We start from the raw sequence: 14,862 nt of genomic DNA on the forward strand, positions 1-14,862 counted from the left end.
ATGTTTTTTTTGATTCAAAAACACTGCAATGCAGTGTTAGATATTTTGCTTTTGTGAATTATTTCACAACTGAAAGTATTTACCTTGTTTTTGTAGCAGTTGCTGGTGGCTGCCTTGCTCGATAATTTGTCCAGCATTAATTACTAATATCAAATCAGCATTTTTGATGGTGCTCAACCGATGTGCGATAATAAATGTAGTTCGATTTTGCATTAATTTATCCATCGATGTTTGTATTTGATATTCAGTTAAGGTATCTATATTCGATGTTGCTTCATCAAAGATTAAAATAGGTGGATTTTTATAAGTAACCCTTGCAATTGTAATAAGTTGTTTTTGTCCTTGTGAGAGTTTGCTGCCACGATCTTTGAGGTAGGTGTGTTCTTTAGCATCCAATTTATCTATATGCTCTGTTAAATTTGAGACAAGAATGGATTTATGTAACTGTTGCTGGTCAATTGTATCGAATCCGTAAGTTATGTTGTTGGTTACTGTGTCAGAAAATAACGATGCATCCTGTAAAATCATACCTATCACCTTGCGCAGCGAGTTTTTATCAATCTCTTTGATATTAATCCCATCGATATAAATATCCCCAAGATTTTGCTCGTAGAAGCGTATTAATAAGGAAGTGATGGTGGTTTTACCGGCACCAGTTGGACCAACTAGTGCAATTTTGCTTCCTGCTTTTGCTTTAAATGAGATGTTTTTTATAGCATCATTTTGATCATATCCAAAAGACACATTATCAAAAACAACCTCTCCTTGAACTTTTTGATAACCAATTAAATATCCACTTGCATCAGTAAATTTATATGCTCAAAATGCTGCATCTGATTCAGATTCAATGTATTGATTGTTTTTTAAAACAACTTTAACAGTTTGGATGTTCCCATGATTGATTTCAGGGGATTGCTTAAGAATATCAAACACACGTTTACCACCTGCTAATGCGATGATTATCGAATTGACTACTTCTAAAATTGATGAAACAGGGCCAGAAAAACTTTTAGCAAACTGTGTAAATGCAATTAATACCCCGACGCTTAATCCGAAACCCTCGCTTTGTCCGTTGATCAATAAAATTGCTCCAAAAACAGCTACAATAATATATCCTATGTTACCTGCCCACATTGCAAACGGAAACAACAAATCAGCATAACCACGGGCTTTTAGTTCGTCTTGGTATAAAGAATTTGAATATTTTTGATAATCATTTAACACATTTTGCTCTTGACCAAAGATTTTTAATGTCTTTAAATTTGATACTACTTCTTCAGTAAATCCTGATAAAGCACCATTGCTTCTTTGACGCTTGATAAATCCTTTCTTTGATTGCATCCCGATAAAATATGAAAACATTAAAATCAGTAACATCACAGCAAGCATAATTAAGGCAAGTTTTCAATTCAGCGAAAACATAACTACTACTGAAACACTTAAAGTGATAAATGTATCAATAACTTTCGGAAGCGAGTTAGATAAAAAATCCCTTAATGTATCAATATCGGATGTAAAGCGAGCCATTAAGTCGCCTTTAGAATTAGCATCAAAGAATGCAATGGGTAGACTTTGAATATGCTTATATAAGTTGCTACGTAACTTAGTCAATGTATGATTTGATACTTTGATTAATAATCTTTTTCAGATAAAACCAGCGAAAACTGTTATAAAAAATCATACAGCTGATAAAGTGATAACAATATAAAACCATTTATAGTTAAATGTTTTTGCATAATTTAGTGCATTAGCAGAAAAATTATTTAAAAATCCATCAATAATAATTTTTCCGATAAAAACTTGATTATATAACAGACCACCTGAGCCGATAATGATTAAAAATAAAGAAATAATTAAAATTATTTTATTATCTTTTCATAGCAGTTTTAAAATATTTTTAAAGGTAGAAATTTTTTGTTTATTTGTTAGTTTTGGAACTTGCTTAGCAAAAGAGGGATGAAAATTATTTCGCATCAAAACCTCCCAAAGCGCCTTGCAACATATTTAGTTTCTGATAATATGAATTAGTTTTTATAAGTTCATTGTGAGTACCTACATTTGTTATCATTCCATTTTCAATCACAACAATTTGATCACAAATAACAAGTGAAGTAATTTTTTGTGAAACAATGATTTTGGTAGTTTTAATGTTATTTAAAACTGATAAAATACTTTTTTCAGTTTTAGCATCTAATGCTGATGTTGCATCATCTAAAAGTAGTATTTTAGGATTTTTAATTAATGCCCTTGCTAAATATAACCTTTGCTTTTGTCCACCTGATAAATTTTTACCACCCTGTAAAATTTGATAATCCAATTGTTCTTTTTGACTTGCTACAAAATCTCAGATGCAAACTTGTTTTAGCACATCGATAATTTGCTCATCGCTGGCATCAGGATTGCCTCATTTGATGTTATCACGAATGCTTCCTGAAAAAAGCGATGTATCTTGAAAAACTGCTGAAATACCAGAACGAAGCGAAGCAAAAGAATAATCTTTTACATCAATTCCATCTATTAAAACATTTCCATCGGTTGCATCATAAAATCTTGGTATCAACGAAAGCATGCTACTTTTTCCTGATGATGTAGCACCAATTATCCCGATGCTTTGACCTACCTTGATTTTTAAATTAATGTCTTTCAATGAGTAAAATGAGTTACTATGATATTTTAAGCACACATTTTTAAATTCAATTTCACCTAAAATTTCTTTATTAATGAAAGTTTCTTTTTCAATAATCGAAACTTGATGCTTAATTAGCTCATTATATCTTTTAGCACTTGGTATAGAGCGAAACAGTTCACCTGAGATGTTTAAAATCCCTAGAAATGAACCAGTTATCATTCATATGTAAGTTGAAAAAGCTGTAATAGTACCGATTTTTATTTTTTGTGCAAGCACTTGATTTACTCCAATAACAACTAAAGCAATCACTGACATAAAAATGGTATTCATAATCACAATATGATATCAAGTAAAAACCTTTTCACCTTTGATGTTAATATCTCGCATTTGATTGTTTACAGCATCGTGGTTTTGTGCTTCTTGGTTTTCAGTTACATATGATTTAATCAGTCTCATTGAATTAAGGTTTTCTTGCAACTTTGTATTATATTGATCAGATTTTTTAAATGTTTTATAAAAAATCGGGATACCGTATTTTCACATAATTAAAAAGAATCCAAATAATAATGGTAAACTGACTGCAAAAATAATTGATAGCACACCTGATTGTGTAATAGCAAAAACCAAAGAACTGATAAACATAATTGGTAGTCTAAATAACGGTCGGCCCATAATACCATACAACTTTACAATGTTATCAATATCGGTATTAAGTCGGTTTACAATTACTCCTGTTGAAAATTTATCCATATCTTCAAATGAAAAAGTTTGTATTTTGGAAAAAAGTTTTAAACGTAAATTCTTTGCAAAACGATACCGAGCAATAACATTTAAATAAGCGCTAAGCATCGTGAAACCACCGATTAAGATACCAAAAGAGACTAATAATGCAGCATTTTTAAGCACAATGTGATATTTTTCATCATAGTTTTTAAATGCATCAGAAACTGTATCAGTGATGTCTTTAACGAATAAAGGCATATAAGTTTCTAAAATGATGCTAGAAACACCTAGCAAAATAGTAACCAGAAATAAAATTCTGGTTCCATAGGTAATTGAAAATAAAGAAATTTTATGATTCATTATTTAATGTGTCCATCGTTAATGCATTTGCAATCCACATTTTCAGTATTTAATGTATGTGTAATGTTAAGAAGATCAAAATATTTCTTTTTAAATTTTTTATTTAAAAAGTAATAAGTGAATAAACCTTTTTTGTTAGCATCAATGATGTTTTTTTTCTTTAGATCGCTAAGGTGTTTTGAAATATTGGCTTGTTTGCTTTTTAAGGTTTGAGCAAGTGTTAAAACATCGCATTCTTGTTCGTGACAGGTAAATAAGTGCAAAATAATTTTTCGTTTAATATTTTTTGAAAGTATTGATAAAACATCAGAAAGGTTCATTATTTATCCTTTCGTTCTATTTTCATTTCAACAGTTTTGGTAAATTCATCAACATCTTTTAAAAAGTCATCATTTACCACGGTTTTAGTTTGCTCATCAGATATTTCATCGGTATTACTCATAATTCAATCTTTTGGATCTTCGTATAAATAATCTGTTGTCAAATTATCAAAAGTTGATTTATTATCAACTTTTATCCCAATTGAATCTCAATAACCAATTTCATTTTCGGTAAATTCTACTTCTTTGCTGACGTTTAAATATACCGGTGCTGCAACTTCTTCATCTTTACCAATCACAGCAACTGATGCATCTGAATCATCTGGGATTGAAATATCTTCGGTTTTGACATCAAGGGTTTGATTTCCTGTTTCTTCCTTAATATCTTCATTAGTTTGGATACTCTGACTAAAAATTTTATGTAATTCTGCATCTAAATGATCATCATTTTGGATAAGTGATGTAAGAATCATCGCATCATTTTTATCTTCTTCAATTGAATGATAATTAATTGGTTGGGTAGCCTTTTCGACTTCTGTATCTTGGTCTTGCTGCAAGGTATTTTGCGAACTTGTAAGTTTAATATCAGCATCAGTAGCAACAAAAATATTAGTTTTATTTAAAATGTAGGTATTGGTTGGTTGGTTTTCTGAAACTACTTCATCAAAATCAAATCATAAACTAATTTGATTTTGCATAGTAATTCAATTGATTGGATTAATTACAATAACATCGTATTTTTTAGCCTTTAAGAAGCGATATTTATCGCGGATGGCTAAATATCCATTTATAGCATTTTCTCCGTATTCAAAAGTGTCAAAAAGCACACATTTATAAGGTTTTTCATTCTTAGTAATAACTAAATCGATGTCTAATGATCCGATGTTATATTTGGTAAATAATTCATAATTGTGTTTACCTTTAATAATATCTTCAAATTCAGTCTTCACAAGTTCTTTAAATCAAGTTACTTTACTTTGGTTTTCTACCGATGAATCAAGTTTTTTAGATGCAAATGTTTCTTTTAGAAGCTCCCTTTTTGAATCAGCATCCCTTTCTAAAAACTGTAATCATTTTTTAAAAATAATTAAATCATCCGATGAATTTGGCAGAATTTGTATATCATCTGCTTTAATAGTTTTGATCACTATCATTTTCTCTTTAGCACGCGATATAGCAACATTCAAAGCATTTGAACCACCACTTCGTGAAACATATGTAGAATTTAACTTAGTGTATTTATCATATGAAATAGTAGCAATTACTAAGTCTGCTTCATCTCCTTGGATATTTTCGATGTTGCGGATTAATAGTTTTTTTTGATTAATTGCTGCTTCTAAATTTGGATGGTAAGAATAAATTAGGTTAGTTAAATAATCACTTTGTCGTGAGTTGAATGCTAATAAAATGATTTTATTATATTTATCTAAGTTTAAATTAAGTAACTGTAATGCCTTTTGTGCTTCAACTTTGTTGTGATTATCTTCTCAGTTTCCATCAACTTGATATACTTCAACTGAATTTTCATCACTAGCAGATGCATTATCAACTACATCAAGTGATGATTGGTAAAAGTGTTTAGATGAAAAAGTCATTAATGCAGCATTTTTAGCACGATAATTTTTATCTAAAATAATTTGATATACTCCTAATGATAAAGCATAATCAAGTAGTGAATCCACTTTACCAAAAATGGTATCATCAGTGTTTCGTGAACCAAATCAGTTGCTTGGACGCATTTGTTGTTTATCTCCTGCTAATATCTTAGTTTTAGCTAAATATAAAATCGGTAAACCTTTTTCAATGAAAATTTGACTAGATTCATCTAAGATTGCATAATCAAATTCTTCTTTATTTCAAGCAGATAAATCTGTATCTGGTGTTGCTACAATTACAGGGAAGATTAATTTAATCATTTCAGCATATTTTTTAACAAAACGATACGGTTCAAGGTTTTGGATGCGAACACTTTGAGAAAATTCACGATATAATCGCTGTAATTGTGGACTGAATTCTTTGATTTGCTTTACATAGCGCTCTAAGGTAATGTTTTTAACTATCTCAGCACTTAATATTTGCTGATCAAAATTGATATTTTTAGATTCATTGATAATGCGATTTAGGTATTTTATTGAGTTACTAACATTTTTAATTGAATGAAAATTGTTAACTAATTGGTATAAACTTCCTGAAAAGTTGCTTAATTTGTTTTCGATCTGCTTAGCAACATCGCGAATCTTTCAATATTTTTTCATAAAAAATAATAAGTAACTATTGTTTTCTTTTAAGATGCTCTTTGCAACTTTCCCTTCTTGCAAACTTTCTGAAGGGTAAATAATATCTTTTGGTAAATCATTAATAAAATGTGCATCATTTTCAAAATCAGCATCCATTTTGTATTTGTATAAATAATAATATGCTTGAAATAGTTGGTTTATCCCATCTTGGTTTAGGATATTATTTACATTAACAATATGTCTGCTTTCTTGTTGGTTTATTACTGGATATTTTTGTAGTTGTTGCTTTGAATCAAAATTTTCCAGCATATCAAGGTAGTCTTGTATTGGTTGATAAAACTTTTTCTTTTTAACATCCTTATAATTAAGTAAAAATAAACAAAATTTACTTAAAATTCCAAGACGTTCATTGATAACATCTAAGGCAGCTTTCTTTTGTGAAGCAACAATAACTTTTTTACCATAAATTAAAATATTTGTTATTAAATTAACAATTGTCTGCGATTTTCCAGTGCCAGGAGGCCCTCAGATAATGGTATTTTGCTGTAATGCAGATAAAACTGCTTTATCTTGTGAAAGATTAGACTTAGCAACATTAAATAATGAAATATTTTCATTTTTAAGAAGTTGTATCACTTTGTTTTTATATTTGTTTTTATCAAATTCAACCTTAAAAATATCATTAATTTCATCATTGTTAATAATTTCTTTCATCCGATTGCGTGAATATCCACCTCAAGGTTGAAAAATCCCTAATAACATACCCTTATGAAACATTAAGTTTTCATTAATAATCAAATCACTGCGAAGTGGAGTAAATTTATCATATAAATCATTAGGTAAGGTAAATAAATTGTTTCAATCAGTTTTTAGTCTTTCAAAAATTGTATTAATTTCAAAGTGTTCAAAGTTAGAATCGATGTTAAGGTTAAATCCTGAGTTGTTTAAAAAGAAAATGAGTTTTTCATTAACTTTAATATCTCCATCTGAAAATAAATAAGGAATAGTATTTTTAAATTTAATTTGAACTTCTTTAAAAAACATTGGCGCATAAATAACTTTGTCATCTTTGCGCAGTGAAACAAACAAAAATCCGATGTGTAACGGTCATGTATTGGTTTCATCCAAAATGGATGTTACTTTATTATCTAAAATTTTTCATTTGCGAATCGCTTTTTGTTGTATATGTTCTAAAAAATTGATCACATTTTTTTGTTCATATTCAAAATTAGCGTTAAAATCCACCTTAGATGTTCTTATATATTTATTTGCTTTTGATTCTAAAAGAGATTTTAAGGAATTAAAATCGTAAGTGTTTTTAACTTGATCGATAAAATCAATTAAGTTTCCATCTAATAAACTGATCTCAAATTTTTCCTTATTTAAAACTTCTTTAAAATCTTCAAGACGTAAAAGATTAAAAATATCTACACAATTATTTTCGCTAAGTTTAGTAAAAATTGATGCATCATTTTGTGAGATATCGAGCAAGTTATCTAAAATTACTTGGTATTTGTTTTCTTGCATAAGTACCTACTTGATATATTTTGCTAAAGCATCAGCTACTGCTGCTGTATATTGTTCAAATATGATAGAAACAGAATTAGATTTTAAAAACAACCCACGAACACCTTTTAAAGCCTTTATTGACTGTATATCAATTATTTTAGTATCTTTTAAGATGATATTAACTCTGTAGTGTGTATTGGTTATTTCGATAATATTTTTTTGTTTTAAAGCATTAATTAATGTTTGAATTTTAAATGGTAAATTGTTTTCTTGGTAAATAGTATTTTTTTGATGATTTTTACTTTTATTTTTTCATTTTAATCAAATGAATCCAAAGGTTATAATGGTATAAAAAATAATAATTCAGGTTCTTTTTTTCATATATTATTAATTTTACAACATTTACCATAATATAAAATAGAATATATGAATTTAGTCAAAATTTACTTATTTTTTTTAGTTGTTTTTAATTAAATTTAACTAAAAATTCAAATAACTAATTATTTTTATATGATAAACATTATTATGCTTATTTATATAAAAAAACTAGTAAATATTACTAGTTTACAACTATAATTCTGATTAATAATTATCTTCTAAGACTTCGAGAATCATAAATCATACATTGAATTATAGTTTTTTTGATTCGAAATAATTTTTGTGTTTTCTGAGTTTATTCACTTCAATCCTTGCGAATATTTTGCATCAGTAGATTCAACATCATTTATATGTAAATTTTTTATATTATTATCAAGAGAATTATTTCGATTTACTAAATTTTGATTTATTCCACTTATAAATACATTTACATCTATAAAACTAAATGATTTTTGTTGATAAACTATATTTTTTATAATTTGTACATCATTAGATAAATTAAAATATTTAACAATTTCAGAAATTATTCGGCTAATTTCTTTATTTGTGTTGACATCTGTTTTAATGTTTACAAAAACTTTTTCAGCATTTTGGATTTGGGAATCATTTAAATTATATGTAGAAAACTTCTTAATTATTTTACTACTTAAATTGCTTCCGGATGCTTTTGCAGCAGTAATATAAGTTAATCCTGAATTCTCTAACGTCTTCTTTAAATTTGCAAGATTTATTGAATTATTAGCATTTTCATTTAAGAAGTTAATTAAATAACTTAATTGTAAGTTTGCGATTTTATTAATTTCTTGATCTGGAAAGTCTGGATACATATGATGTATTTTTTGCGTTGATACAAAAGTGTATGCATCAGAACATTCAATGATTTTATCTAAATATTGCTTTATATTAGGTAAATATGAATTTTGTAAAGGTATTTTGATAACTGAAACAACTAATTTGTTTAGCATTTTTGCTAATTTTGTTATTGCAGGAGTTAACCAAGTTCCCACATTGTCTATATAACTGCTGATTAACACAATTTCAGCATCTGCTAGCATATTTTTTAACATTAATGCATCAAAATGACTGCTAAAGTCATCAATATTATCTTTTAGATTCTCTTTTATTAATATTTTGCTTTCACAAGAACTTTTAGTAAATTCTTGTTTATTTGCAAAAATTGCAATATATTCAATTTCATCATTTTGCTGAAAAGAAATTGGGTTTTCACAAAAACTACCACATATATATAAAATTTTAATACTTTTCATTAATGTTTAAAAGCAAAGATTCTTTGTCAAAAACTTTTATTTTTGATATATGTTAAATCAATTTCACGTGTAACGGTTTGTAAGTGTCCGCTATCATCATAGTTAAATGAATTAGCAAAAATAATTGACTGTTTAATAATTGGATCAAGTTTATGTATCAAGTTAAAACCACTTTGGGTAATGGAATTTAATTGATAAAAACCTTTCAGTAGTTTTGAATCGATGTTTATTTGCTCTGTAAGTTTTTTAGTTATAAAGTCTGTTAATAAGTCATTGCTGCTATTAATTCAAACTTTTAATTCTTTGTTATTATATTTTAAAATTTGGTTGATTTTTGAACATAATATATTTACAAAGTTTATCAAAAGTGAATATATATCATTGTTGATTTCATCGAGAATTTGACCAGAATCACAAGATAAAATTTCATTGATTCTTGCAAAAATAACTTTTTTACTTAAATTTTGATCTAAAAACTTATTTACTATAATATCGGTACCCATTGTGATGTTAATAGTACTGAGAATATAACCATTTTTTACAAAACTTACATAAATATTACTATCACATATGTTAACTAAAAGGTTGTTATTTTCTTGATTAAGTGAGCTTGCAAGAATTTGTTGAAAGGTCGCAAGTGTGTATGTAATATTTTTTTTGTTTAAATTTGTCAAGTATTTATATGTCTTTACAAGAAAGGAATTTAATTGTAAATTATTTGTATTAAGAAATAATTGACTTTGAAATTGATGCAAACTTTGATAATCTTTGTCTTTTGGAAAAGTATTATAGTATTTATAAACACCATTATAAAAAGTTTGATATTGGTAGTTAAAGGTATTCAAATGAATAAAATCTTCAATTTGCTCAGGTTTTTCATTTAAAACATCTGTATTAACTTGCTTTTGACTAAGGATGTATTTAGTTTCTAAAAATAAGTCATCTTTTAAATTGATATTAATAAAAATATCATCTTTTTTGTATTTTTTGGTATAAGTGTTGATTTTATCTTTAATAAAATCTAAAATAATTATGGATTTTTGATAATAGATTTTAACATCTTCGGCAATTTTGCTAAAGTTGTTATTTGAATGTTTAATAGAAGAAAAGTAAAAATGATTTTGATGAATATTGAAATTTAAAAATATTTTCATTTTAACTCCTTCTATATTAATTTAGTTAATTTACGTAATTTTGCACTTTTTGAGCGTCGATTAATTTGAATTTCTGCTTGTGTAGGCAAAATTTGTTTTTGAATAAATGCTTTTGGTTCTTGAATCGGTAATTTGCTTGGTAGTTTTGACTTACAAAGTTGATTAAAATGCTCTTTTACTACCTTATCTTCAATTGAATGAAAGGTGATAATTACTAAGGAGGCATTGATTTTTAATAAATCGATGGCATCTTTTAGCATTGTTTTTAAAGAGTTGATTTCATCGTTTACTTCGATGCGAATTGCTTGAAATACAGGTTTTGCAGGATTTTTAGCACGTAATAATGCAGCAGGATATGTGCTTTTTATCACATCAACTAATTTTAGTGTTGTTTCAATAGGACGCGATGCTATAATGGCTTTCGCAACCCGACTAGCAAGTTTTACATCAGCGTATTTATATAACAACTGTGCTAAATCACTTTCACTATATTCGTTAACTACCTTATAAGCAGTTAATTGTTGATCTTGATTCATTCGCATATCTAAAATAGCATCTTTGTTGTAACTAAATCCACGGTGACCTTGATCGATTTGTGGAGATGAAACACCTAAATCAGCAATAATTCCATCAACTGAATAAACACCTAAATCCAATAATCTTGATTTTATATCTTTGAAATCACTTTTGATTATCGTGAAGTTATTCGATACTTTTTTAAGACGTACAGATGCTATCTTAATAGCATAGTCATCTTTATCAAAAGCATACAAGTGTCCGTTTTCAAGTTGCTTTAATATCGCTTCTGAGTGACCACCCATTCCAAGGGTTAAATCGATATATATTCCATTTTTATCTATATGCAAGGATTCGATGCTTTCATTAAGGAGTACAGAATAATGTAAGTTTGTCATTATAGCTGCGAAATTTTTTCTGCTAATGCCGACATATCTGAAAGTGATATTTCAGCATTTTCTGCATCAAATTTTTCCTTAGCTCAAATTTCAACAAGCGAACCCATACCCACAAATGTTATTTCTTTTTTGATAGCAAGATCAGTAGTAATTTTTTTCGGGATGCTAAAACGACCCACTGAATCTAGTGTGGCTAAAAAGGAATTACCAAGAATAAATCTAGTTACCTTTCTCACATCCTTATTAAAGAAGCTTTTTGATTCAATATTTTGACGATATTTATCAAATTCTTCAATACTGCGTAGTTCGGCATTACCATCAAAACCGATGCTAACCATAAATTGATTACCCAACTGTTCTTGAAAGACTGGAGGTAAGATAACACGGTTTTTATCATCTAGGTTTCTTGTATGTTGTCCAACCATTACCACGTCCTCCCACTATCTAATAAAATTCTACCACTATTTACCACCACTTATAAATAAAATTTTAATATTTTTTATCTTTTTAGTTTCTTAATCAATTTTGTTTTGACTAAAACAAAAGAAAACACCTATTTTTATGTATATTTAAAAATAGGTGTTAAAAATTTGTGAAAAAATTTTCCACATTTTATCAATGTGGAAAATAATTTTAGTTTTGGTTATTAAATCATTCAAAGGCAGCAGTAACATTTTCTATTTCACCGATAACAGTAACTGTATCATTTTCATGTAAGACAGTATCAGCTGTTGGTCTAATTTTCTTTTGTTGGGTTTTAATTAACACGATTGTTATTTCTCATTTGTTTAAATTTAGATCTCGAATTGGTATATTACAAATACTTTTGTTTTTAATTACAGAGTTACCTAACACAAAACCATCACCGAGTTCTTGTAGATTCTTGCTATATAAAATAAATTTTTCATTTGATGCAATTAATGCAGCACGGATTCCGGCTTCTTGTTCAGGCCGCAAAATTGCACTAACACCAATTTGTCTTAGCACTCTTGCATGACGACGACTTACAGCGCGAGCGATAATGTTTTTAACTTTTAATTCTAATAAGGCTGCAATGATTTCAATGTTATCAGGGACAGCAACAACGATTGTTCCGATTTTTTCTACACCAATTGCTTTTAGCAATTTTGTTTCTGCAGCATCACCTACTATAAGTCTTTGTGCATCATCTTCATAAAGTTTTAACCGTTCTGAGTCGGTATCGATAATTGTAATTTGCTTACCTAATTTAATTAACTCTTCAACAACGGCCTGTCCGAAGCGACCTAACCCGATAACAGCGATGTCATCGCTTTGTTTAAATTTCATATTTTCTCCTAACCGATTGCTAGATCAGCATCGATGTATTCATAACTGCGATCTTTTGATTTCTTACGTTTTCATACCAACAAGGTAGATGAAACACCGAATTGACCGATAAACATTGTTAATATTAATGCAAGTTTTGAAGCAACATTGAGATCTTTAGTTATTCCTGTGCTTAATCCAGTAGTTCCAAAAGCACTAGAAACCTCAAAAATGATATGCATTGGATCATAATAAGGTTTTGATAAATCTGAACCAGTTTGCACCATATTTGATGTACTGATGTGTCCACCTGAAACATCAAAGGAAGTAAATGTGATTAAAGTGACAAAAAAGACTAAGACAAAAGCTAAAATAAAAGTTTGTGTAGCCATAAAGACGGTTTTTTGTTCAATAGCACGTTTAAACATTCTTACTCGTTTGCGACCCATTAAAACTGAGATGGTAGTCATTAGCAAGACAGCAAATGTTGTTGTTCGAATTCCACCACCTGTTGATGATGGTGCAGCACCAATAAACATCATAGCTGTTCATATTAAAATTGAACTTGCACTAAAATCTCGTAAATTCACACTTGAAAAACCAGCAGAACGTGTTGAAAAAGTTGTGAATATTATCGCAAAAGTTTTATCAAAATTGTTTCCGTACATATAACCTTGATTAATATAATGTTTTAAATTTTCAAGATTATCCTTACTTGTGTTTAATAATTTGTATATTTTTAATTCTGAATCGCTAAGATTATTTGAATTTGTGATATTTAAAAGATGTGGAAGTTTTTGGTTATTATTAACTGCAGATAATCAACTATTGTATTCTTGATAATATGCTCCTGGGATATAAACTTTATTTCAGATAGTATTTTGTGATTTAGATGTTGCTTCAAAGGAAATTGTTAAAATAAAACCTACTAAAAATACTAAAATATAGGAAATAATTGAAACTTTAGTAAATAAACTAAAGCGATGTTTTCCTTGGTATCTACGGATTTTATGTTTTAAATAGCGATGGATATCATATATTGTTGGATAACCTAAGCCACCTATCACAAAAAGGATGATAAATCATATTTGTAATCCAAAATTAAGATAATAAGGCATGATTGAATTACCAGAAATAATGTCAAAACCAGCATTATTGATTGCTGAAATTGTGTGAAAGAAACCAAATCTAAATGAGTGTGCTCAGTTTTTATAAGGATTTATATATGCACCTTGTGTTTGTAAATATGATTTAATTCCTAATGTTTGTTGTGGTGGAGTGTAATAAAAATAAATCGACATTAAAATACTTGAAATAAGTATGACAATTAATAAAAATTTCAAAGAAGATATAATTAATTTTATAGTTACATTAACATCCGAACTACCGCGTTCATGCTGGAGCAGTTGCACATTTCCAATTGATGTGATTTGTCTACCTAATAAATAATTGAAAATAAAGAATTTTAAGGCAAATATCCCGATTCCACCAAGTAAAATTAAAATAGCAATAATCGCTTGACCAAAATAATTTCAATGTGAAAAAGTATCATAGACAACTAATCCGGTGTCCGAAAAAGCACTCGCTGTTGTAAATAAAGCATTGATATAATTATCAAATGAAGTTCAATTATGATTATATGTCTTTTGAGTAATTGGACTTCAAAGCAGTAAACTAAAAATCAAAACTACAAAAAAATAAACAATTAAAAGATATTTTAATTGCGAAATATTTCTGCGTCAGTTTAAAAATTTTATAAATAGCTGAACTAATTTTAAAGACTTAAGGAATTTACGAACCTTAAACCAAAAACTCATGTAACTCCTTAGAGATTATTTATCAGATTGCATAGAACGCATAATTTGTCTAATTTGTGATTCACTAGCAGTGCGTCCCATTTGTTTAAACATTATTCGAATTTGTTTTTCTGTAATAGGTGGATTTTCTTTAAGTTGTTTTTGAAACATTTTTTTTGCAACAATAAATGTTACAACTGCAGCGACAAAAATAACAAAAATGATAACACCTATCATCATACCAACAAATGCTCCTGTTGACATTTCAACCATTGTTACTCCTTAAT

12 protein-coding genes are annotated in these 14,862 nt (G+C 28.2%); all 12 read right to left on the reverse strand.

Annotated features, from left to right (window positions below):
* Positions 1–36: 36 nt before the first annotated feature.
* The 12 genes from ACR82Z_RS01985 to ACR82Z_RS02040 all read right to left on the reverse strand — a co-directional run bounded on the left by ACR82Z_RS01985 (position 37) and on the right by ACR82Z_RS02040 (position 14,848).
* Complete coding sequence (locus ACR82Z_RS01985) at positions 37–1,974, reverse strand: ABC transporter ATP-binding protein (RefSeq protein ID WP_435130461.1); 1,938 nt, start codon at positions 1,972–1,974, stop codon at positions 37–39.
* Positions 1,964–3,712, reverse strand: coding sequence for an ABC transporter ATP-binding protein (locus ACR82Z_RS01990; RefSeq protein WP_435130463.1), 1,749 nt, complete (start codon positions 3,710–3,712; stop codon positions 1,964–1,966). The genes ACR82Z_RS01985 and ACR82Z_RS01990 overlap by 11 nt, the downstream gene beginning before the upstream one ends.
* Positions 3,712–4,032, reverse strand: a complete 321-nt coding sequence (locus ACR82Z_RS01995) for a hypothetical protein (RefSeq protein ID WP_435130465.1) — start codon at positions 4,030–4,032, stop codon at positions 3,712–3,714. The genes ACR82Z_RS01990 and ACR82Z_RS01995 overlap by 1 nt, the downstream gene beginning before the upstream one ends.
* The gene (locus ACR82Z_RS02000) at positions 4,032–7,796 is read right to left on the reverse strand and encodes a DEAD/DEAH box helicase (protein WP_435130467.1); all 3,765 of its coding nucleotides are present in this window, start codon (positions 7,794–7,796) and stop codon (positions 4,032–4,034) included. The genes ACR82Z_RS01995 and ACR82Z_RS02000 overlap by 1 nt, the downstream gene beginning before the upstream one ends.
* Before the next feature lie 6 nt (positions 7,797–7,802).
* The gene (locus ACR82Z_RS02005) at positions 7,803–8,159 is read right to left on the reverse strand and encodes a PTS glucose transporter subunit IIB (protein ID WP_435130469.1); all 357 of its coding nucleotides are present in this window, start codon (positions 8,157–8,159) and stop codon (positions 7,803–7,805) included.
* A 215-nt stretch (positions 8,160–8,374) separates the two neighbouring features.
* On the reverse strand, positions 8,375–9,424 hold the full coding sequence (locus tag ACR82Z_RS02010; RefSeq protein WP_435130471.1) for a hypothetical protein: 1,050 nt from the start codon (positions 9,422–9,424) through the stop codon (positions 8,375–8,377).
* On the reverse strand, positions 9,424–10,578 hold the full coding sequence (locus ACR82Z_RS02015; protein WP_435130473.1) for an MAG3720 family protein: 1,155 nt from the start codon (positions 10,576–10,578) through the stop codon (positions 9,424–9,426). The genes ACR82Z_RS02010 and ACR82Z_RS02015 overlap by 1 nt, the downstream gene beginning before the upstream one ends.
* An 11-nt stretch (positions 10,579–10,589) precedes the next feature.
* Positions 10,590–11,492, reverse strand: coding sequence for a 16S rRNA (cytosine(1402)-N(4))-methyltransferase RsmH (gene rsmH / locus ACR82Z_RS02020; protein WP_435130475.1), 903 nt, complete (start codon positions 11,490–11,492; stop codon positions 10,590–10,592).
* The gene (locus ACR82Z_RS02025; RefSeq protein WP_435130477.1) at positions 11,492–11,917 is read right to left on the reverse strand and encodes a division/cell wall cluster transcriptional repressor MraZ; all 426 of its coding nucleotides are present in this window, start codon (positions 11,915–11,917) and stop codon (positions 11,492–11,494) included. The genes rsmH and ACR82Z_RS02025 overlap by 1 nt, the downstream gene beginning before the upstream one ends.
* Positions 11,918–12,125: 208 nt before the next feature.
* Positions 12,126–12,800: a potassium channel family protein gene (locus ACR82Z_RS02030; protein WP_435130478.1), complete on the reverse strand. Its 675-nt coding sequence runs from the start codon at positions 12,798–12,800 to the stop codon at positions 12,126–12,128.
* Between the two features lie 8 nt (positions 12,801–12,808).
* Positions 12,809–14,596: a potassium transporter TrkG gene (locus ACR82Z_RS02035; protein WP_435130480.1), complete on the reverse strand. Its 1,788-nt coding sequence runs from the start codon at positions 14,594–14,596 to the stop codon at positions 12,809–12,811.
* Positions 14,597–14,611: 15 nt separating this feature from the next.
* Entirely contained in the window at positions 14,612–14,848 is a 237-nt protein-coding gene (locus ACR82Z_RS02040) for a YneF family protein (protein WP_435130482.1), read from the reverse strand.
* Positions 14,849–14,862: the final 14 nt, after the last annotated feature.

This window comes from Mycoplasma sp. 6243 (assembly GCF_051200785.1).
Classification (GTDB): Bacteria; Bacillota_I; Bacilli_A; order Mycoplasmatales; family Metamycoplasmataceae; genus Mycoplasmopsis.